Genomic DNA, 22,660 nt, shown 5'->3' on the forward strand with positions numbered 1-22,660 from the left:
GTTATATTAAGTTCATTTCTTATGTAGCTGTTGATGTTTTCAACAAAAAAAGCGAACCATTTTGGTTCACTTTTGAATGGCATTCAACTTTTGAAGAAGCCCATGCACCTTTTGTCCTAATCTTTCGTGTAAAAGGTCAGCATCTTCCGTTTCATGCGTATTGGGTGTAGCAATACAAAGATGATGGATTGGAATGCTTGTTTCTTGCTTCATGATGTGCATAAGCTGCCCCATGAGCTGAACAGCTGCTCCGTCTGATAAAGATCGTTTCAGGATAAGCCAAATGGCCAACTCTTCTTGCTGAAGCATGCCGCAAAGGATCATATCGTCTTCGGCGTCTTCTGCGGCAAATTGTGCTAATCCGTTAGCTTGCTCGAAAAACAGCATATCTTCAGATGACTCTAGCTGCTCATGAAGCGTCTTCTTTCCCGTTCCAATAGACCTTTTCCAAAAGAACCCGCCGTTTTTCTTATGTGAGGAAAGGATGCGAAGAGGCTGATTAATGGAAAACGTCATTCCTTCTGAGCTATAAGTCCTCCAGCCATCCGCTATGTTTACAATTGATGCTTTTGAAGGGGCTGCAGGCTCAACCATCAGCTGGGGGTTAGCCCTAAATGGATGCTGGAGCGGCGTCACATTTGTTTCATACACACGGTTGATTCGTTCAGTGGTCAAGACGTGATGCGGCAGTCCTAACATGTCTGTCTTTCCTTCATGTAGTAGCAGCAGGCGATCACAATATAAACTAGCAATGTTCACATCATGGAATACACCAATGACCGTTAACCTAGAGGAATCAGTTTCTTCTTTAATTAAATCAAGCAAATCTTTTTGATAGGCTAAATCAAGGAAACTCGTTGGTTCATCCAGCAATAAATATTCAGGCTGCTGAGCCAATGCCTGTGCTAAATATACACGCTGCTGTTCTCCTCCGCTTAACTCATGGATGGATTGATTCTTAAACTGTGCAACACCCGTTTGTTCCATTACTTTGCTGACGACCTGCACATCTTCTCGCGTGACAGATTGCAGCCACCCTTTTTGATATGGATAACGACCGAATTGGACGGTTTCTTCCACCGTAAATGAAAAAGCTTGGTCCGTTTTCTGCGGCAGAACTGCCACCTTTTGCGCAAGCGCCTTTGGCTGATAGGATTGAATAAGGTGACCGCCGAGACGCACCTCTCCGCTCATAGGTGCTAAAATCCCTGCCATCATTTTAAGAAGGGTCGTCTTACCGCTCCCGTTTGGACCGAGTATACCGAGAAATTCCCCTTGCTTCACTTCAAGATTAATGCCTCGAATGACCTCTTTCTCTCCATATCCACCTCTGATTTCCTTCACTTGAATCATACGTGCGTCCCCCCTCTATATTTACGAATGAGGATGATGCCAAATACAGGTGCACCAATTAACGCAGTAATGATGCCAATCGGTAATTCAGTCGGCTCAATGATGGTACGGGATAACACATCTGCTAATACAAGAAAGGAAGCACCGTTCAGCATAGATAAAGGCAGCAGATGCCGATGATCTGTGATAGTTAAGAGGCGGATAAAATGCGGAATCACAAGTCCTACAAAACCGATCGTCCCTGATACCGCTACTGCACTTCCGGTCAGGATCGAGCCCGCCAGCAGCACAATATATTTGCTCCTTTTCACATGTACACCTAATAGCTTTGCCTTCTCCTCGCCATACGTCATCACATTCAAATCCCGCCCCATCAACATTAACGCAAAGGTCCCAATAAGAAAGAAAGGAAGAAAAAGCACAATATAACGCCAGCCCCTCATGGACACACTGCCAAGCAGCCAATGAATGATCTCTTTTAGATCATCACCTGTTAAAGCAATCATCAATGAAATGAGCGCACCCAAAAAAGAGCTGAAAATCACTCCTGTCAAAATTAAAGAAGAAATGCTCATCCCCCGATGAACAAGACGCGCAAAAAAGAGAACGAGGCAAAGGGTCACAAGCGCTGTTGTCATACTGAATAATGGCAGTGTGAAACTGCCAAAAAGCGGGAGCTGCAAGCTGAAAAACAGGGTCGCTACGGCTCCAACTGATGCCCCTTGAGATACCCCCAGCGTATAAGGGTCAGCGAGAGGATTTTTTAATAAACCTTGAAAAGCTGCACCAGATAACGCAAGTGCTGCTCCGACTAATGCCGCTAATATGACTCTTGGCAGCCGAATGTTCATCATAATATTGCGATCAATGGAATCAATGGTTCCAAACTGCACTCCGAATAGTTCATGAACAAATATACGAAGAATAGAAGGAATGGGAATCCCTAAGCTTCCAAAGGAGATTCCCATTCCAATGCTCATCACAAGAAGTAAAACACTTAGTGTATATGCGATGATCAATTTATTTGAACGTGTCAGGATAGACGTTTTTCGCAAGAGCCTCGACTCCTTCAACCAATCGCGGTCCCGGTCTTGATGCGAGATCCGTATTCAATTGAAAGACTTGTTTTTCTTTCACTGCTTTCATTGCATTCCAGCCGTCTCTTTTTTTCAAATCAGCTAAGCCTGATCCATCAATTGTAACGATGACATCAGGATTTCGCTTGATGATCGATTCTTCCGTCATTTGCACCCAGCCAGTTTGATCACCTGCAGCATTTTTGGCATGGATAACAGAAAGCATTTCATCCATAAATGTATTTTTACCAGTTGTATAGATTTCAGGTGCACCTGATACTTCGACAAAGACTGTTTTTTGCTTGTCTTTCGAAATCCCCTCTGCTTGTTTCTTGATGTCATTCAGCTTTGTTTTCATTTCGTCTACAAGCTTTGTTGATGCTTCTTTCACGCCGGCTGCTTCACCGATCATATTGATTGATTTGTACACATCCTTAAAGGATGTTGCATCATTTACAGTCAGCACTTGGATCCCTGCATCTTCAAGCTGTTTAAATCCATTTTTTGATCCCATCTGAGATGCATGTGCTAAGACAAGATCTGGCTTTAAGGAAATGACCTTCTCGACATTGAATTCAAGTCCGCCAATCTTCTCTACCTTTTCGACTTCCTTTGGATAATTGTCAAAGTCTGATCGTCCAACCATTTTATCTCCAAGACCGAGTGCATAAGCAATCTCCGTATTACTTGGAATTAACGAAACAATTCGTTTAGGCTGTTCTTTGATTTCGACTGTTTTGCCAGCTGCATCTTTTATCGATACGGGAAATGCCGCAGTGGCCGTTTCTTTATTTTGTGACCCTTTTGCTTTGTGATCTGTCTCAGCGCCTGCACATCCTGCTAAAACACCCATCACAAGCAATAACGATAGCCAAATAGCTGTTAACTTTTTCATGAGTGAACCCCCTGGTTTATGTACTGCTTAACGAAATCTCTTTCGTCAATTCTTTTCTAATTTCGGGAATATTATACTACAGTGCAGATAGGTTGTATATGTGATTTCTAAAAGCGTCTTTTCTGTTCATAAAACAAAAAAACAGCCTCTAAAAAGACTGTTTTTCACTCTTCAATGAATTGATTTGTTCTCCATTGATGACGACTTTCTGAAAAGCAGGAGAAACGGCATGCTCTAAAGATAATGGATACGTCACATCATCTATGACACAATCTTTCATTTTAAAGTGAGTCACAGGAGAATGTGCGTATGCGGCTATTTTCACACCATATCGTCCGCCGCTGCTTTTGAGTCCTTCCACTTCAATATGACGTACAACAGGACGATGCGGACCAGCATCTCCTTCCTCATACATCATGTCGATACAGACCACTTCATGCTTTAGACTTTTGACTGTATTGTTTTTAAAATAAATATGTTCAATGGTGCCGCCTCTGACAGAGTTGGTTTTAATACGCAGTGCCCGGTCAAGGTTCGGACTGTCCATGACATTATCTTCTGCATAAACATGCCTTACTCCGCCAGAGATTTCGCTCCCGATCGTCACACCGCCGTGTCCATCCCGCATCTCATTTCTACGAATGACAATGTTTTCAGATGGAATCCCTATTCTCCGTCCATCCTCGTTTCTGCCCGATTTGATGGCAATACAATCATCTCCGTTATCAAAATAACAATCTTCAATGAGCACATTCCGGCAAGATTCCGGATTGACACCATCTGTGTTTGGTCCATGCCCAATGATTTTAACGCCGCGGACGATGACGTTATCACTTAACACAGGATGAATTTGCCACATCGGTGAATCCTTCACTGTCACTCCTTCGATTAGCACATGCTGACATTGGTATGGCTGAATAAAGCTCGACCTTAAATAATGACCTTCTCCAAATACCCTTTCTTCTACCGGTATTCTCTTTTCCGCCATTTCAAACAAAAGCTGGCGATCCCGATCCTGAGAGGGCTGGCCATTTGTCCCATACTTCCAAGGCCACCAATGATGCTCATCCCCTCTACCATCAAGGGTTCCGGCTCCAGTTATAGCGATGTTTTCTGCATGGTGTGCATAAATGAGAGGTGAATAATTATAAAGTTCAACCCCTTCATATCTTGTCAGTACAAGAGGCAAGTAATCCTTTGGGTCTTGGCTGAATGTCACATAGGCTTTCTCATGCAGATGAAGTTCTACATTGCTTTTCAATTCTAAAGCACCTGTCAAAAATGTCCCTGCTGGGATCAGCACCCGTCCCCCTTTCAACCGATGCGCATCATCAATGGCAGACTGAATGGCATTTGTAGAAAGCTCTTGCCCTTCCGCATCTGCTCCATAATGCACCACATTCAATTCACGATCTTGGAACTGCGGTGCTTTTATCTGCTTTAGCACTTGATCAATTCCGTTTGCTTTCTTATTTTTCTTCACTTGCTTTGCTAAACGAGCAATTCCGACTCCAGTTAGTACCGTTCCTGCTGTGATATACATCAAATCCCGTTTTTTAGACACTTTCTCATCCCCCAGTCGCCTTAAAGTGTGACACCTGTTTTGAAAATAGCCAGCTCTCTAAAATTGTTTTTTTCATGATTTAACAGCTTCCCGCTCGCCACATCAATGACAGTTGAAATGAATTTTTCTAATACAACATCTTCCGGTACATCTTCAAGCAGTTCTCCGGCATTAAAGTCAATCCAGTGCTTTTTTGTTTCATATAAGGCTGTGTTGGTCGAGATTTTCATTGTTGGCACAAACGTACCAAAGGGTGTCCCCCTGCCTGTTGTAAAAAGCACCATTTGACAGCCAGAAGCAGCAAGTGCAGATGAAGCAACCAAATCATTACCAGGTGCACTTAATAGGTTCAATCCCTTTTGTTTCAGCAGCTCTCCATATTTCAATACATCTTTAATTTCAGAAGTACCTGCTTTTTGTGTACAGCCAAGAGATTTATCCTCTAATGTCGAAATTCCACCTGCTTTATTTCCCGGGGAAGGATTTTCATATACCGGCTGTCGATGATCCATGAAGTATTGTTTAAAGTCATTGATCATTTGCACAATATTGTCGAAAGTCTTTTCTGATTCCGCTCTCTCCATTAAAATCGTTTCAGCACCAAACATTTCTGGCACTTCTGTTAACACTGTCGTGCCGCCTTGAGCAACAAGAAAATCGGACAGTCTGCCTAAAAGCGGATTTGCGGTAATACCAGAGAATCCATCTGATCCTCCGCACTTCAAGCCAATTTTCAGCTCAGATAACGGAATGTCTTCACGATGATCTTCTTTCGCCGCATCATAAATTTCCTTGAGTAAAGCGACTCCCGTCTCAATCTCATCTCCTACTTCTTGGCTTCTTAAAAATTTCACTCTCGTACGGTCATATTCACCTAATGTGGACTGAAAATCCTCAATGTCATTGTTTTCACACCCAAGCCCAAGAACGAGTACTCCTCCAGCGTTAGGGTGCTTCACCGCATTTTGTAAAATGGTTTTGGTATTTTCATGATCGTCCCCAAGCTGTGAGCAGCCATAATTGTGCTTTAATACAAGGGCTGTTTCAAAAGGATGGATGTTTCCACCCATTTCAGCGATGAATATTTGGATCATTTGATCGGCGATGCCATTCACGCATCCAACGGTAGGAACAATCCAAAGCTCATTGCGGATTCCGCTTCCGCCATTTTTTCGTTTATACCCTTTAAATGTAAGATTCGTTTTTTCATAGGGGTTTTCTGATAATGAAGGCTGGTATTCGTATTCCAGCTTGCCAGCTAGATTGGTTTTGATATTATGCGTATGCACCCATTCTCCAGCAGAAATGGCAGTCACTGCATGACCAATGGGATAGCCATATTTGATAATATTCTCTCTTTGCTTGATTTCAGCCAATGCAAACTTATGACCTTTGGCGACGGTCTCTTTTAAGATAATCGTATGTCCTTGATGCTGCAGCTCCTCCCCTTGCTCAAGTCCTTTTAAAGCAATACCGACATTATCTGAAGGGTGGATGACAATAAAGTCTTTCATGCTTTCTCCCCCTGACTTTCATATTGATGAAGCATCATTCGATGAACAGCTGCTCTCATCCCATGCGTCTGTATGAGGGTAAGCTGATCAGCTACAGCTTGACTCAATCCATTTATATCTGTTAAATCTCTGCTCCATAATGACTCGCATGAAAGAATTTTCGCTGCAACTCCTTCATTAGAATGGTTTTCCTCGTCCCATGCTTCCTTCATGAGCGTTAGCACAGTTTCATCATCCTTTACCCTTCCTGCATGTGCTCTGTAGAAATAAATGAGACTGCTAAGTGAAAACACAAGTTTCATTGGCAGCTGTTTCTTTCGCTCGACATAATCAAGCAATGACGGAAGATTACGGGTTCGGAATTTGGATACCCCATTCAGCGCAATATCCAGCAATTGATGCTTTACAAATGGATTGCAAAAACGATCCCAAACGGATTGTGTATAAAGAAGAAGCTCATCTTCAGGGAGTTCAAGCCCTGGCAATACTTCCTCCTTCAGCATACGCCGGATGAACGGACCAACATGCTCATCATCCACAGCTTCCTTTACAGTTTCTAAACCGCATGAATAGGCAATCGGCACCATCGCCGTATGTGCACCATTTAAAATTCGTACCTTGCTCATACGATAAGGCGCAATATCCTCTACAAAAAGTACATTTAATCCTGCTTCTTGAAAGGGGAGCTCCTTTTTCACAAAAGCGGGCGCTTCAATGACAAAAAGATGATAATATTCTGCCGTGACAAGCAATTCGTCGATATACCCTTCTTCCTTTCGTACGATGTCAGCCGCTTTCTTAGAGAATCCAGGGACAATCCGGTCCACAAGCGTATTACAAAACGTGTTGGCTTCCTTAATCCATGTAAAAAACGCAGGCGGCAGTTCCCACTCAGCTGCCATACTGATCACATATTCCTTCAATCGATCACCATTTTGTTCAACCAATTCACAAGGCAGAATGATCAGTCCTTTCTGCTCATCTCCAGCAAATGCTTTAAACCTGTGATACAAGAACGATGTCAGCTTTCCTGGAAAACTGGCTTGCGGCCGATCCTCCAAACGATCCTCCTTTCTGAGGACAAGTCCTGCCTCTGTCGTGTTTGAGAAAACAAAGCGGAGATCCGGGTTTTCCGCTACGTGTAAAAATTCCTCGTAATCCGTATACGTACTAATTCCTCTGCTAATCGATTGAATGATCATACGTTCATTCATTTCTTGCTGATCATGATATCCCTGAATACATAATGTATACAGGCCATCTTGTTCATTTAAGGCTGCTACCGATCCTTTTCGAGGAGGAACAACAACCGCTCTTCCTTTAAAATCTGTGCAGTCGTTCAGCTTCTGGATGTGCCAATTGATAAATCCTCGCATAAAATTTCCTTCACCAATCTGCAAAATCGTTTCCGGATACTCAGGTGCTGGGTATATGGCTTTTGATAATCGTTTCAAATGGATTCCCCTCTCCAAGTATTATGCACACGTGAACATTTTTCTAAGAAGGTGCTGATTACTGCACCTTTTTGACTGAATCTCTGATCATCAGCTCTGTGTGGACATACACTTTTTCCATATGATCCTCTTCTTGCTCTTCACCGTTTATCACTGAAAGGATAGCTTCTGCTCCAAGTGCACACATTTTTTCAATCGGTTTTTTCACCGTTGTCAATGCAGGTGTGGTATAGGATGAAAAGGCAATATCATCAAAACCAATAATAGAAATATCACCTGGACACGTTTTGCCTTTTGCAAATAATGCATTCATTGCACCAATCGCCATGTCATCGTTTGAGCAAAAGAGCGCTGTTGGCGGATCATCAAGGGCCAGCAGCGATTCCATTGATTCATAGCCGCTCTTCATATGATAGTCGCCTTTCATCATATATTCTTTCTTCATAGGTATTTGGTGATCAATTAACGCTTGCAGGAAACCAGCTTTTCTTTCTTGAGTTGATTTAAAGCCTTCTTTCCCTTCAATGATGGCGATTTGTTCATGACCTTGCTGAATGAAATGGTGTGCAGCCTGGTAAGCTCCTTGACTATCATCTGCTAATATATTCATGACCTCATGACTTTCTACACGGCGATTCAGCACAATGATGGGAATGCCCTGTTTCTTCACATGATGGATAAATGCTTCATCGTGTTCGCTTTGACTCATGAGCAAAATGCCATCGTAGCGTTGTTTATGAATGGTTGTGTAATCGTGAAAGTCGTCAATTCCTCTTACAAAGAGATTATAATACTCTGTCATGACGCTGTTGACACCTTTTAACGCATCCACAAAGAAGCTTGAAGATGTGCCTTCTGTTAAACTCGTAAAAAACAGACCAATTGTAAATGATTTTTGTGATACTAGGCCTCTCGCATGGACATTCGGTGAATAATTCAGCTGTTTTGCAATCGACAGAATCTTTTGTTTTGTCTTCTCTTTAATAAAAGGACTGTTATTCAAAGCCCTTGATACCGTGGTATGAGAGACGTTTGCCAATTTTGCTATGTCTTTAATTGTGACTGTCATGCTATTCCGCCTTTTATGATTTTTTACCATCTTATCATAAAACCGCTTTCATTTTCTTCATGTCATTTTGTTTGGGTGGTGCTTGAGCTGATTTGCCCGGTCAAATTGGAAATACTGCCTGGCATTTTCATAGCTGATTCCTTTCACGATTCCCCCTAACAGCTCAAGATCATAAGGGGCTTCTCCTTTTTCTACCCAATCTCCAATGATATCGCAAAGCAGTCTTCGAAAATATTCATGCCTTGTATACGACAAAAAGCTTCGTGAATCTGTCAGCATCCCAATGAAACGGCTGATCAGCCCAATACTGGATAGAGCCATCATCTGCTCTGTCATCCCTTGTTTCGTATCATTAAACCACCAAGCTGTGCCGTGCTGGATCTTCCCAGGTGTCGCCCCGTCTTGAAAGCTTCCAGCCAATGTGGAAATCACAACATTGTCCCGAGGATTCAAGGAATAGAGAATGGTTTTTGGCAGTGCCTGTTCTTGTTCTAAACGGTCCAATATTCTGCAAAGCGGCTTGGCAATGTCTTCATCATTCATCGCATCATACCCTGTATCTGGCCCAAGCCGCTCAAACATTTTCGTATTGTTGTTCCTAAGCGCATTGATATGAAGCTGCATCGCCCAGCCCCGCTCATAGTAAGCCTGACCTAGCTTTATGAATGTTTGTGTTTTAAATTTGATCTTCTCTTTTTCCGTCAATGAATGCCCCGACATTTTTTTATAAAAGATGGCTTCCACTTCTTCTTCCGTCGTTTCTTCAAACGTCATTTCGTTAATGGCATGATCTGAGATCAGGCAGCCCTGTTCATGGAAAAAATCAATTCTTGTACGGAGTGCTTTCAAAAAGTCTTGGTAGGATTGGATTGGAGTAGATGAAGCCTCTGCCAGTTCGTGAACATACGCTGTAAATAGGTGATTCGTTATATCAAGTGCCTTATCAGGCCGAAATCCGGGCAGTACTTGCACAGTGAATCCTTCTTCCCGCAGTTTTTGATGATAGCAAAGCGAGTCGACTGGATCATCTGTTGTCACGACTGTTTCAACGTTCGATTTCACAATGAAGTCTCTTGCACCAAAACCCTCTCCTTGCAGCTTTTCATTTACTTTTTGCCAGATGATGTGTGCGGTTTTTTCGTTTAAAAGTTCTTCAACTCCAAAATATCGTCTCAGCTCTAAATGAGTCCAGTGATAGAGCGGGTTTCCAATGGTCATGGGAACGGTCTTCGCCCACGCCAGAAATTTCTCATAGTCTGAGGCATCCCCTGTGACGTGCGATTCGGGTATGCCATTTGCTCTCATGGCACGCCATTTGTAATGATCTCCGTAAAGCCATGCTTCGGTGATATTATGGAAGGTTTTATTTTCATAGATTTCTTTGGGGCTTAAATGACAATGGTAATCTATAATTGGAAGGTCCTTTGCAAACTCATGGTATAGCTTTTCCGCCGTCTGACTGTTGAGTAAAAACTGTTCATCTAAAAAGGCTTTCATCAAACTCCCCCATTTCTCTTATAGATAAAAATAATTTGTTCACGTTAACAATTTTATTGTAATCGTTTACAAAATTGATTTCAATCCTAAAACAGGAAAAAACGATCTCCTTTAGAAAAGAAAATCGTTTTTTGGCTATTTTACAGGTGATGATTTTTTTAGGATAATCGCAATAGTTGTTCCAGTGCCTAGTTCACTTTCAACTTGAATATCACCGTCATGCAGCAAGACGAGCTCTTTTGCTATCGCAAGCCCGAGACCTGTTCCGTTCGTTGGATCATTTGTATTTGTTCCTCTGTAATAGCGGTTAAATAGGTGATCCACCGTTTCCTGTGCCATTCCGCGGCCATTGTCTTTCATTTCGATTCGAACTTCTTCATTTGTTTCAGATAAAACAGCTGTAATATGTGTGCCTTTTTCGTTATGCTTCACTGCATTCGCCAGCAGGTTCTCAATCACTCGTCTGAACCATGCTTTATCGATCTCAAATATGACACCATCTGTTTGATCTTCAAAGGAGGATGGATAATCCTCAGATGAAGAGCTTCTTGAAAACTCGTCCATAATGGAAGTTAAAAATTCACTGAGTTCAACCGGTTTCCGATTAATAGGCAGGGCACCATTCTTCAATCGGTACGTGAGGTTTAAATCCTCAATCAGTGTCGACATGTATTCTGATTTCTCACGAATCACCTGTCCCATTTCCATGACTTCTTCTTTGGACCATTGATATTGATCGGATTCAAGCATGAGTCCATAGCCGTAAATCGTACTTAGAGGCGTTTTCAAATCATGAGACAATCCTGCAATCCATTCTTCCCTTGTGGTTTGAATTTTTCTTCGGTTTGCTTCATTCTCTTTTAATGTAAGCGTGAGCTGATCCATTGTTTTTAGGATATCCTCAAATAATCGGTATTCCCGCTTAATACGGCCTTTTTTATTTTTACTGACTGGAATTCCCTTTCTATTTGTTGGTTCCTGCAATTTATTTTTTGATAAGAAAATCAGCCAGCGAATAATGTGATAAATTGGCAGCCCATAACGATACGAATACCACAATGTCATGACAATAATAATAGTGAGTGCAAGACCTGCAATTAAGATGGTTGTATATTGATTTAAAGCGTCTCTCTCTTTATCGTAAAGCTCGTCTGGGCTGTATACTTTATTTGGTACCGAGACGATGATATACAGGTTTTTATTCACCTTCATATAAGTGAGGTCACTTCTAAACTCCCAAGGCTTCGATTGATACTTGAGCAATTCAACATCTGTTACGTTATGTTTCAAACTAGTGTTGGCCCGAATGCCTTTTAAATATTTTCCTTCTTCATTGAACAAATGAACCGATCCATTCATTCTCTTCAAGAATTCTTTCGTTTCAACCGAATATTGAGATAATGCAGCCAAATTTTTCTCGTGCTGTTTCAGATAATTGGCTACCTTTGTGCTGTTTGTTTTGAACCCATATAACACAGTAAAACTTTCTTGATCAATCTCAATTGGCCAGAAGTACATCTTGTAATCTTTAAATTCTCTTTTTTCAAAGATCTTGATCATTTCATCCTTTTGATAAGACGTTGGAATTGATTTAGGGCGGTGATAGCTATAAACGGTATTCTTCTTTGAATCAATCACTTGCAGCCAGCCGTCTCTTTTTTCCACTGCTTGCTTGAGCTGATCGTCGGCTTCCATTTTTCCATCCTCGTTAAAATAAAGCCAGCTCATGAGTGTATCTCCATCAGCTTTTGTTAAACCAGTTTCGGTCATGTTCTCATAGTATTTATTTAAATATAAGTTCTCAGAGAACGTATTGCCGATCGTCAGAATGGCAATCACAATAAACATTTGTCCGACAAAGTGAAAGAAAAGTTTTGCTCGTAAATTCATAAATTATTGAAGGACCTTTGCAGGGTGCGGTATAAATTTATATCCCATACCACGGATCGTCACAATATATTCTGGCTGACTCGGATCTAATTCAATCTTTTCTCTCAGCTTTCGAATATGAACCATGACAGTGTTGTTATCACCATATGATGGGACGCCCCATACTTTCTCATAGATTTGATCTTTTGAGAGAACCACATTCGGATGGTCACAAAAGTACTTCAGCAAAGAAAGAAGCTGAGCAGAACATGCCGTCACCTCTCCTCTTACTTTCAATTCGGCTGCATGAGGATGATAGGAGAAATGGGCATAATGATATTGGCTTTGAGTGTCTTCTTGCTCCTCCTGTAAGGAGATATATGTTCGGTTTAGGTGAGCCTTAATTCTAGCCACTAGCTCAAGCGGGTTAAATGGCTTTGTGATGTAATCATCTGCCCCCTGTGCAAAGCCCGTCAGTTTATCGACATCAGACGTTCTTGCAGTTAAATAGAAAATAGGCACTTTCGTTAACTTTCTGATTTCAGGCAGAACGTCAAAACCAGACTTACCGGGCATCATTACATCTAGAAGTAAGAGGTGGATGTCCTCGTTTTTGACAATATCTAATGCTTCATCTGCATGGTAGGCTTTATAAATATGCTTGAATCCTTCTTTTTTTAATACGCGTTCAACCATTTTCACAATTGCTTCTTCGTCATCTGCAATCAATATTTTTGCTGTTTCCACGCATCTCTTTCCTTTCTAGCTATGATCTCTAACCGTATATTACCATTGTCTAAAGTAAAAAAGTACCTCTTTTCCGCATAAAAGCGAAAAAATATCAACTGGAGAAAATGGCAGCACGAGGAAGTTTCAAACATGCAAAAAAACCCGGCAGCTGCACCGGGTTCCTTTACATCTATTATCCATTCACAGCTTCTAGCTTTCGTTCATGATTCATTAAGTCATAGGTTAAACAGATCGGCTTATCCGTTCTAGGATCAAGCACAATTTCTGCATCAATATGGAATACCCGACTGAGTACCTCTTTGGTCATGACCTCATGAGGCGTACCATCTTTTATGACTTTCCCTTGATTGAGGGCAATCATGTAATGTGAAAAACGCGCCGCATGATTCAAATCATGGATGACCATCAACACAGTTCGGCCCTGCTCTCTATTTAAGCGTTCTAACAGCTGAAGAATCTCGAGCTGATGTGCAAGGTCTAAATACGTCGTAGGTTCATCTAATAGGAGCAGCTCTGTTTCCTGGGCAAGTGCCATCGCAATCCATACACGCTGACGCTGTCCGCCGGAAAGTGCTTCAATTGGCCGATCATGAAAAGCAATCATTCCCGTTTCCTCAAGTGCCCACCTAATGATTCGTTTATCTTCATTTGATAAACGGCCAAACCCATTTTGATGCGGGAAACGTCCATATGACACGAGCTCATACACTGTCAATCCACTTGGTGCTTCGGGCGTTTGCGGTAAGATCGCCATTTGTTTTGAAATTTCTTTTGTCGGCGTCTCATGGATAGCCTTGCCATTTAAGTAAACAGCTCCTCGATTGGACTTCATAATACGAGACATCGTTTTTAAAATGGTTGATTTCCCGCAGCCATTCGGTCCAATCAGTGTTGTCACCTTGCCTTTTGGGATGCTGACATTCAAATCTTCTACAATCAAACGGTCTTGATAACCGATACAAAGCTTTTCTGTTTCGAGCGATTTCATATGTTGTCTCTCCTTCCTCATTAGTTCGATTTCATCAATAAGTAAATGAAGTAAGGTGCACCTAAAGCAGAAACGACAAGGCCAACTGGCACTTCTGATGGTGCAAGGATGACGCGGCCAATTGTATCTGCCAGTAATAATAACAGCGCGCCAATCAGCGCGGAGGCCGGTATCATTCCTTGATGCTTTGGCCCAACAAGCTTTCTAGCCAAGTGCGGTGCGGCTAATCCTAGGAAAGAGATACTTCCTGCAACAGCAACACTCGCACCTGCTAATGCAACGGCAATCAGCATGAGAAGACTTCTTTCTTTATGAACAGAAATGCCCAATCCATAGGACAGCTGATCACCTAAATTCATAATGTTTAAGTAGCGTGATCTGACAAGCGCTAATATAAGGAAAATCAGCATCCATGGCAGAACAGATAGGACATACGTCCAGCTCGAGCCATAAATGCTTCCAGATAACCACACGATAGCTTGGTTAAAATCATTTGGGCTCATTTTCAACTGGATGACCACAATTGCTGCTGAAAACGCAGCATTCACACCAATACCAGTTAAAATCAATCGAACAGGTGTGATGCCTTTTTTCCACGCTAACACATAGATGAGAAATGCAGCAAAGCCTGCACCTACGAACGCGAAAAGCGGCAGTATAAAAATCGTAAGATCACCTAAATTTGTCATCGTGCCTTGAAATGCAAAGATAAATAGCACAACGGCAAAGCCTGCACCGGCATTGACACCAAGAATACCTGGGTCAGCTAAACCATTTTGAGAAACACCTTGCCAAATCGCTCCTGATACAGCGATAGAAGCGCCGACAAGTAAAGCGATGACCATTCTTGGAAGCCTGAACTCGAATAATACGAGTTCATCCATTTCACTTCCGAATCCAAAAAGTGTTTTCAATGTATCCATCGGAGAAATCCGAATTTCTCCGGTATTTAAACTAATGAGAAACACAGCTACGATCGCGAAAAAGATCATGAGCATCGTTCGTTGATATTTCTTTTTCTTTGCTTGCTGCACCATTTCCATTTAAATCCCGCTCCTTTCACGTCTAGCTAAGTATAAGAAGAAAGGAACGCCTATAATCGCTGTAATGGCACCGACTGGCGTTTCAAACGGAGCGTTGACCAGTCTTGCAGCAATGTCTGCATAAATTAACAAAGTGGCCCCTAAAATAGCGGAGCATGGGATAATCCAGCGGTAGTCCACTCCAACCAAGAATCGAGTGACATGAGGGATCACAAGCCCAATAAAACCAATAGAGCCTGCTACCGACACGGCAGCACCCGTTAAAAGAATAACAACCACTATACCAAGCACCTTGACCGTTTTTGTATATTGTCCAAGTCCTTTCGCCAGTTCTTCACCTAAGCTCAAAACCGTGATCGAACGGGCAAGGATCATTGCAATGATTAGTCCTGCAATGGCAACTGGAATGATGATATGAATGTTACTCCAATTCACACCTGCTACTCCGCCAGCATACCAAAAGCTCATATCCTGAGCGACGTCAAAACGGATGGCAATGGCTGAGGAGATGGAGCTCAAAAGTGCTCCAACCGCTGTACCAGCTAGTGCGAGCTTTACAGGAGTCAGCCCCCCTTTTGACATAGTACCGACACCAAATACAATAGAGGCACCGAGTGCGGCTCCAACAAATGACCAAAGAATTAATGTAAAAGAAGATTGGCCAGGGAAAAATGCTAATGCAATGGCAATCGCAAATGCGGAGCCATTTGTCACGCCCATAATCTCAGGTGACGCAAGCGCGTTTCTTGTCATTCCTTGCATAATGGCACCTGATACGGCTAAAAAGGCACCGACGAGGGCAGCTCCAACTGTACGCGGCAGCCTCAATTCCCGAATAATTTGATGTGAAGTTTGATGTGGATCAAAATGAAAAACGGCTTCCCATACAGTCTGTAGATGAATGTTTGCCGCTCCTAATGATACTGATAAAAAAAGACCAAATGCTAAAGCGATCATTCCTATGATGATAACAGCTGCTGTTCCAAAAGGCTTCGTGACAATATCGATCGTATCATCTCTGGCTGGCAGCTGTTTATTCGATTGTGAGCCCAAAACCAGTCTCTTCCTTTCCGTTCATGTCTATTCTCTATTAGTGATAATGATTATCAATCTCGAAGTCTAGTATATCACTTTCTTTTCTTTTTGAAATCACTGTTCTGATAAATTTCTTTATTTTCCGCAAAAAACTGTGAGAATTTCATCATTTTTCTTTTGGTTCTAAATTAGCCGATGCATTTTTATTCCTATCATGGTACGATAAAATTGAAAATGAGAATCATTATCAAGGGAAAGTGAATAGGAGAGAATTTTTGTGAAAAAACGAACTGGATTTCTTTTGATTTCTTTATCCATCCTTATGATCTTTACAGCCGCTTGCGGCAGCACTTCAAATAAACAATCTGCAGCGAAAAAGAATGACATGATCACATATCAGGATGCCAAAGGAGAAGTGAAGCTTCCGAAAAATCCGAAGCGAATAGTGCTTCTTGCAGAAAGCTATTACGGGGACCTCGTCACACTCGGCAAGACGCCGGTTGCTACGACATCTCCCATCTTTAAAAACCCTTTTTATAAAGGGAAAACAGATGGAGTGAAGAATCTCGGAAGGACCCCATCAGTCGAAAAGGTAGCCGCTTTGAAGCCAGATATGATTATTGCATGGGGAGAAGACGAGAAGTTTGATCAATACAAAAAAATCGCCCCAACTGTAGCGGTTAAATACAACCAATATTCCTTCAAAGTCCAGCTAAAAGAATTCGGTAAAATGACAGGTACACCAAAAAAAGCAACAGAATGGATCACGAAATGGGATACTAAAATTGCTGAGGTGAAACCAAAGGTAACAAAAGCTGTCGGCAGCAAAACGGTTTCGATCGTATCGCCATTTGATAAAGGTATTTATATCTTTGGAAACACCTTTGGCCGCGGGGGAGAAATCATTTATGACGAGCTGAAATTAAAAGCACCGAAAGTCGTCAAAAAAGAAGCGATCGACAGCGGTGTCGGCTATGCAAACATTTCTCTTGAGAAGCTGCCAGAATTCGCAGGCGACTATATTTTCACAGGTCCATGGAGCGGCTCAAAAAGTAATGGTGACCAAGTCTATCAAAGCAGCATTTGGTCATCACTTCCTGCCGTCAAAAATAAACGTGTATTTGAAATAGATCCAGTCGGTTACTTCTTTAATGACCCAGTGTCACTAGAAGGTCAGCTAGAGTTCATTGTGGACCGATTGACATCTGCATCATAAAAAAACGTTTCTCCATCTCTGGAGAAACGTCTTCCTTATCTTATACCGTTTCTTTGGCAAATCCTTTTGACATGAATGGATAAAGCAAAATACCCACTAAGAATAGACCGATTCCAAGACCAAAAGTTTTCAAGTCGGCTGTTCCTGAAATAATGACCCAAGCCGAATACCCCATCGCAACAAGTGCAATAATGCCGTCTCTTGTTCGATTTCCTTTTTGAAGCTCATATGTGTCACCTTGCATGATGACCTTAAAGCTGTAGATGGAAGACACAATATACGGAATAAGATACGCAAGTGTCGCTGATGTGGTTAAAAAGGTAAAAGCTTCATTAATCGTACGTGACATCACAGAGAAGATAAACAGCTGTGACATAATATTTGTAACAGTCAAAGCGAAAGCAGGGCTTCCTTTTTTGTTTGTTTTTGCAAATACTGCTGGAAAATCACCAGCCTTTGCTGCTTGATACGGTACTTCTGAACCAAGTAAAATCCAGCCAAGCATCGAACCAAACAAACAAATAATCGCCAGCAGTGCCATGACAATTCCGCCAGCCGGCCCAATAATAAGCTGAAGCACATCCACGAATGGTTTGTCAGAGCCTTGCAATTGATCATGCGGCAGAACGCCCATTGTAATCAATGTGATAATCATGTAGATCGAAAGTGCGATTAAAAGACCTGTAATCGTCGCACGTTTCACATCACGCTGTGAGGATGCTCTTCCTGATAAAATGACAGCTGATTCAATCCCAATAAATGCCCATAGTGTGGAAATAGCCGCATGATGAATTTGGCCTCCAAGTCCGAGCACTCCTTCCCCGCCTGTTTCAACCGGGAAGTAATAATGTTCAAATAATGCCGTTTGAAAAGCAAATAATCCCGCAACAATAAAAAGGACAAATCCAAGCACCTTCGAAAAGGTTGTAATAAAATTCAATTTACTCGCAGCACTTAAGCTTGTGATTAAAATGGTATGTGTTCCCCATAAAAGAAGGGTACATACGATAAACGTCATGAGCTGGCCAAGTGTGACCGCTTCTTTTCCAAAGGTAAAAACCTCAGTCTTCACGGTGAGAATAGGGAAAAAAGTCGTTAAATAACCAGCAAGGCTTGTAATAATCGCAACATTACTAATCCAGCTTGCCACCCAATATCCCCAAACCATTGTAAAACCGGCCGCTTTCCCTTTTTTCGGATCTTTAAAAAGCGCCCTTGCATAACTTTGTGGTCCAGCTGTCAGCTGCGGCTTATGAATGGACAAATGCCCAAATACAAGCGCAATCATCAGCACACCGCCGCCTGTGACAAGCCATGCCATCGTCACACCTAAAGGACTGGCGTGCTGGGCAAGCGTACTTGGCAGCATAAAGATGCCTGAACCTACCATATTTCCGACGACAAAAGCCGTCAATAACCAAAAACCCCATTTTTTTGTCTGTTCCATTTCCGTACCTCCGTTTTATTCACTTTGGACCAGACCCGGCAGTATCTTCATTGATATATTTGTGAAGCAATGACTTGCATTCTTTATGTTCATCATGGATTACCTTTTTAACAGCATACCCTTATTTTTGTTACTCAGAACATAAAAAAAAGCCTGAACAAAAGTCCATGCTTTTCAAAACATACACCTTGATCTCCGGATAGCCCTCCACGCTTTAAAGACGTGGCAGTCCTGCATTTATTCAATGCAGACCCAGCATAAAGAAAGTTGGAGCTCTCTTTACACTTCGGCGCTGATGCCTTTTTTCTCATGATCTACGATTCCATCTCTCCTATGAGTGACTCATCATCCGCGCAACCTCTACCTCACTGAGACATAGCGTGAGGATTTCTATTCATTTTTACTACACGAAGGTTATCAAACATTCTCACATCTGTCAAAGGGAAAAACATAGAAAAAAGGCAGAGAACTGTTTCTCTGCCCTTTACCTGCTTATTGTTGGTTATTTTTCTTCTTTTGTACAGCTTTCTGAAGCGGGTCGCCTGCTAGCTCTTTACTTGCTTCCTCTAACAGCTGATCTACCTGCTGATGGTCTTTCTCACTTTTCGCCTTTTTATCCTTTTGGAAAAATGACATCGCTGTTTCCTCCCTTTTCATAAAATGCGATTGCCTGTTTAATTTGTGCTACAGCGCTCAGACTTATTCAAGGGAAGAGGCTCAATCATCATGAAAGGTCTGTCTCATTTTTTGCAAGTACGACAGAAAGGTTTTTAAATCTTCCTTTGTGAAGTCTGACATCATATGCTGAATCACTTTTCCGAAAAGACGTGTATGCTTTTCATAAATCGCCATCCCTTTTTCCGTGACTTCTAAACGAACAAGTGATGAATCGTCCTTGTCCCGTTCTCTCTGAATATAACCCTGCTCACATAATTTATTGAGCGCAATAGAGGCTGCACCAGGGTTTAAGGAGAGTCTTTGCTTCAGCTCTTCAGCATGTGATACTTTTCCTTGTATCAAAATAGAAAGAGCATATATCTGCGGAGGCGTGATGTCTTTCTCTAACTCAAGTAACTTGCGGTTTAATTTACGGCTGACTTCATAATGTACAAGAACAATTTCTTTTAAAATGTCTGCATTACCCATCCGAATCGCATCCTTATCGTTAGTATCAACATGACTTCCCCCTTATTATAGAATGTTTTTCCATTCAGCCAACCCTTTTGGCCTCTTTTTCTTTAGAAATAAGCCTTGCTGAATGAATCCACCCTTGATATAGTGAGTACTTGAACTAAGATAGAACAGGAGTACGCATCATGACAGGAAAAACACACATCATGGGCGGAGTTGCCGCCTCTACAGCCGTTGCCTACTATTATGGATTAGACCCAGTGACGATGGCTGCTGCTGGATCAGTTGGTGCCCTGATCCCTGATCTTTGCCATACAAAAAGTAAAATCGGAAGAAAATTCCCGCTGCTCTCGGCACTGATCAGCAGTGTATTCGGTCATCGCACGTTTACACACAGTTTATTATTTTTGCTGATCATTTATTTTCTAGCGACAACATACATTCCAAATGACAGCCTAAGTATCGGTTTACTAGTCGGGATGGCAAGTCATCTCATCCTAGATGCAGGAACAGTGAACGGGATTAAATTTTTATTTCCAGCTTCCATTAAAGTGCGTCTTCCCTTCTATGTCAAAACAGGCAGCACAGGAGAACAAGTCGTACTAGCTGCTCTTACCGTCGTTACCTGCTATTACATCGCCGTCATCTGCGGCATATCCATCCCATTCTAATGAATTAAAAAGAGTTTTTCCGAAAAACACAGGATATGAATTGATCATTCCTCATTTTTTTAGTAGGTTTAAGATAAGTGTTTTTGCCTTGCAGCTGAATACAGAATGATGAGGAGCTACATAAATGAAAGCGTTCTTCAAAAATCACTGGTTTTTAGTGTATTCCATCCTCTTCATGTGGATGAAAACATACATCATATATCAATTCGGATTTCACATAAGAACGGCCAATCTGTTTCATGAATGGCTGCTTTTGATCAATCCACTTAGCTTTTTGCTCCCTTTGTTTGGGATTGCTCTTTTTTTAAATGAAAAGAAGCAAAAGATTTTTTTATTGACCGCAAATTTTATTTTGACGGCGATTCTCATAGCGAATACGATCTTTTATGGATTTTATATTGATTTCATTACGATCCCTGTATTATTCCAAGCGAAAAACATGGGGGATATGGGCAGCAGTATGACAGAATTGTTCCACCCGCTGTTTTTACTGATGCTCATTGATTTCGTGGTACTGGCATGGCTGTTAAAGCGTAAACCTTTAGCACCAAAAGCCTCCTTCAAGACGATCAAAACATATTATGCCGTGTGCTGCAGCTTTCTATTGTTTCATGTCAGTTCAGCCATGATGGATCACCCTCGTTTTCTGACAAGCTCTTATGATCGAGAAGTGATTGTACGAAACCTTGGGTTGTTCCAGTTCCACCTGTATGACGGCGCTGCCCAAACAGCGCGAATTGGACAAAAAGCCTTTGCAGATGAAGATACACTTTCAACCGTAGCTAACTACACAAAGGCTGATTACAGTGCACCAAACGAAGAGTACTTTGGACTTGCTAAAGGCAAGAACGTTGTGTTCATTTCACTCGAATCAACCCAGCAATTTGTCGTTGATCAAAAGGTGAATGGACAATACATCACCCCCTTTTTAAATCAACTCGCTAAAAAGAGTTTTTATTTTGATGAATTTTATCAGCAGACTGAGCAAGGAAAGACGTCGGATTCAGAGTTTATTGTCGCAAATTCCCTCTATCCATCTAGCAGCGGCGCTGTCTTTTTCACAGCGAGTGACAACGAATACGACACGTTATACAAGCAGTTGAAAAAAAAGAACTATCAATCCGTCCAATTTCATGCGAATAATAAAACGTTTTGGAATCGTGATGTGATGTATGAATCGTTTGGGATTGACCGTTTTTATGATGTCGATTCGTATCAAGTCAATGAACAGAATTCAACTGGCTGGGGCTTAAAGGATATCGACTTCTTTGACCAATCCATTGATTATTTAAAAAAGTTGAAGGCACCTTATTACAGCACATTCATTACCTTGACCAATCACTTTCCATTTGAAATCGATCCAAACGATCAATTGATTGATGAATATGATTCGTCCAGCGCCATTTTAAACCGCTATGTGACGACCGTCCGCTATCAGGATGAAGCCATTAAGACATTTTTTGAACGTATGAAAGAAGAAGGACTGTATGACAATACAATGTTTGTTCTCATGGGGGATCACTATGGCATCTCCGAGGCACATCATCAGGCAATGGCAGAGCTGCTCAATAAAGATGAAATCACACCGTTTGATGCTGTGAAATTGCAGCGGGTTCCCTTTTTGATTTACATTCCGGGAGTCACAGATCAAGCACCGCAGACAATTTCTGAAACAGCTGGGCAAATCGACGTGAAGCCGACACTCCTGCACTTACTCGGTATTGAAACGAAGGATGCCATTCAATTTGGCAATGACTTATTTTCAAACGAACGGACGCCTTTTGCTGTTTTGAGAAACGGGAACTTTATTACAGATGATTATCTCTATACAAAGAACACCTGCTATGATCAAAAAACAAAAGAACCTGTTGAACAGGATGAGGTGTGTCAGCCTTATATCGAAAAAGCCAATAAAGAGCTTTCCTTATCAGACAAAGTAATCAATGGGAATTTGCTCCGTTTTTATCAGCATTAAAAGTCGCCTTCTGGCGGCTTTTTCTTTTCTCTTTTTACTGAAAGCCTATGAATGGTCAAATAAGTTTGCTTATAATAAAGGATACAGATGATATTGAATAATAAGAGGTGTAA

Annotated in this window: 19 protein-coding genes and 1 riboswitch; of the genes, 3 read left to right on the forward strand and 16 right to left on the reverse strand. The window is 41.7% G+C overall.

All coding sequences use genetic code 11. The features are described from left to right. Window positions 1-66 precede the first annotated feature (66 nt). From NSS80_RS16350 to NSS80_RS16410, 13 genes are all read right to left on the reverse strand, one after another. A complete protein-coding gene (locus NSS80_RS16350) occupies window positions 67-1,353 on the reverse strand; it encodes a heme ABC transporter ATP-binding protein (RefSeq protein WP_041115704.1) in 1,287 nt (428 codons plus the stop codon). Next, window positions 1,350-2,408, reverse strand: coding sequence for an iron ABC transporter permease (locus NSS80_RS16355; RefSeq protein WP_041115703.1), 1,059 nt, complete (start codon window positions 2,406-2,408; stop codon window positions 1,350-1,352). Before NSS80_RS16355 ends, NSS80_RS16350 begins: the two co-directional genes overlap by 4 nt. Continuing rightward, entirely contained in the window at window positions 2,374-3,324 is a 951-nt protein-coding gene (locus NSS80_RS16360; RefSeq protein WP_034280888.1) for an ABC transporter substrate-binding protein, read from the reverse strand. Before NSS80_RS16360 ends, NSS80_RS16355 begins: the two co-directional genes overlap by 35 nt. A 148-nt stretch (window positions 3,325-3,472) precedes the next feature. Further along, complete coding sequence (locus tag NSS80_RS16365; RefSeq protein WP_034280889.1) at window positions 3,473-4,888, reverse strand: glycoside hydrolase family 28 protein; 1,416 nt, start codon at window positions 4,886-4,888, stop codon at window positions 3,473-3,475. Between the two features lie 20 nt (window positions 4,889-4,908). Further along, window positions 4,909-6,402: an altronate dehydratase family protein gene (locus NSS80_RS16370; RefSeq protein WP_252049805.1), complete on the reverse strand. Its 1,494-nt coding sequence runs from the start codon at window positions 6,400-6,402 to the stop codon at window positions 4,909-4,911. Further along, entirely contained in the window at window positions 6,399-7,856 is a 1,458-nt protein-coding gene (locus NSS80_RS16375) for a tagaturonate reductase (protein ID WP_342498349.1), read from the reverse strand. Before NSS80_RS16375 ends, NSS80_RS16370 begins: the two co-directional genes overlap by 4 nt. A gap of 58 nt (window positions 7,857-7,914) precedes the next feature. Beyond that, window positions 7,915-8,925, reverse strand: a complete 1,011-nt coding sequence (locus tag NSS80_RS16380) for a LacI family DNA-binding transcriptional regulator (RefSeq protein WP_034280892.1) — start codon at window positions 8,923-8,925, stop codon at window positions 7,915-7,917. A gap of 57 nt (window positions 8,926-8,982) precedes the next feature. Continuing rightward, window positions 8,983-10,422: a glucuronate isomerase gene (uxaC, locus tag NSS80_RS16385; protein WP_252049808.1), complete on the reverse strand. Its 1,440-nt coding sequence runs from the start codon at window positions 10,420-10,422 to the stop codon at window positions 8,983-8,985. 135 nt (window positions 10,423-10,557) lie between these two features. After that, window positions 10,558-12,312, reverse strand: a complete 1,755-nt coding sequence (locus NSS80_RS16390) for a HAMP domain-containing sensor histidine kinase (protein ID WP_342498350.1) — start codon at window positions 12,310-12,312, stop codon at window positions 10,558-10,560. Window positions 12,313-12,315: 3 nt separating this feature from the next. Beyond that, a complete protein-coding gene (locus tag NSS80_RS16395) occupies window positions 12,316-13,038 on the reverse strand; it encodes a response regulator transcription factor (protein ID WP_024423448.1) in 723 nt (240 codons plus the stop codon). A 175-nt stretch (window positions 13,039-13,213) separates the two neighbouring features. Beyond that, window positions 13,214-14,029, reverse strand: coding sequence for an ABC transporter ATP-binding protein (locus tag NSS80_RS16400; RefSeq protein ID WP_252049810.1), 816 nt, complete (start codon window positions 14,027-14,029; stop codon window positions 13,214-13,216). Between the two features lie 20 nt (window positions 14,030-14,049). Then, window positions 14,050-15,072, reverse strand: coding sequence for an iron ABC transporter permease (locus tag NSS80_RS16405; RefSeq protein WP_034280896.1), 1,023 nt, complete (start codon window positions 15,070-15,072; stop codon window positions 14,050-14,052). Beyond that, the gene (locus tag NSS80_RS16410; RefSeq protein ID WP_065215170.1) at window positions 15,073-16,125 is read right to left on the reverse strand and encodes an iron ABC transporter permease; all 1,053 of its coding nucleotides are present in this window, start codon (window positions 16,123-16,125) and stop codon (window positions 15,073-15,075) included. A gap of 259 nt (window positions 16,126-16,384) precedes the next feature. Between NSS80_RS16410 and NSS80_RS16415 the strand changes: the two genes are divergently transcribed. Then, the gene (locus tag NSS80_RS16415; RefSeq protein WP_252049812.1) at window positions 16,385-17,323 is read left to right on the forward strand and encodes an iron-hydroxamate ABC transporter substrate-binding protein; all 939 of its coding nucleotides are present in this window, start codon (window positions 16,385-16,387) and stop codon (window positions 17,321-17,323) included. A gap of 40 nt (window positions 17,324-17,363) precedes the next feature. Here the strand turns inward: NSS80_RS16415 and NSS80_RS16420 are convergent, their stop codons facing one another. The 3 genes from NSS80_RS16420 to NSS80_RS16430 all read right to left on the reverse strand — a co-directional run bounded on the left by NSS80_RS16420 (window position 17,364) and on the right by NSS80_RS16430 (window position 19,916). After that, window positions 17,364-18,770, reverse strand: coding sequence for an amino acid permease (locus tag NSS80_RS16420; protein ID WP_034280899.1), 1,407 nt, complete (start codon window positions 18,768-18,770; stop codon window positions 17,364-17,366). 192 nt (window positions 18,771-18,962) lie between these two features. Further along, window positions 18,963-19,141: riboswitch (Lysine riboswitch) on the reverse strand. Between the two features lie 121 nt (window positions 19,142-19,262). After that, the gene (gene sspJ / locus NSS80_RS16425) at window positions 19,263-19,406 is read right to left on the reverse strand and encodes a small acid-soluble spore protein SspJ (RefSeq protein WP_041115685.1); all 144 of its coding nucleotides are present in this window, start codon (window positions 19,404-19,406) and stop codon (window positions 19,263-19,265) included. Between the two features lie 81 nt (window positions 19,407-19,487). Further along, the gene (locus NSS80_RS16430; protein WP_034280901.1) at window positions 19,488-19,916 is read right to left on the reverse strand and encodes a MarR family transcriptional regulator; all 429 of its coding nucleotides are present in this window, start codon (window positions 19,914-19,916) and stop codon (window positions 19,488-19,490) included. A gap of 170 nt (window positions 19,917-20,086) precedes the next feature. Between NSS80_RS16430 and NSS80_RS16435 the strand changes: the two genes are divergently transcribed. Beyond that, window positions 20,087-20,572: a metal-dependent hydrolase gene (locus NSS80_RS16435; protein ID WP_024423456.1), complete on the forward strand. Its 486-nt coding sequence runs from the start codon at window positions 20,087-20,089 to the stop codon at window positions 20,570-20,572. Window positions 20,573-20,696: 124 nt separating this feature from the next. Further along, window positions 20,697-22,547: an LTA synthase family protein gene (locus NSS80_RS16440; protein ID WP_024426040.1), complete on the forward strand. Its 1,851-nt coding sequence runs from the start codon at window positions 20,697-20,699 to the stop codon at window positions 22,545-22,547. The last annotated feature ends 113 nt before the right edge of the window (window positions 22,548-22,660 follow it).

The sequence above is a fragment of the Bacillus sp. FSL M8-0350 genome (genome assembly GCF_038593345.1).
Taxonomy (GTDB): domain Bacteria; phylum Bacillota; class Bacilli; order Bacillales; family Bacillaceae; genus Bacillus; species Bacillus safensis.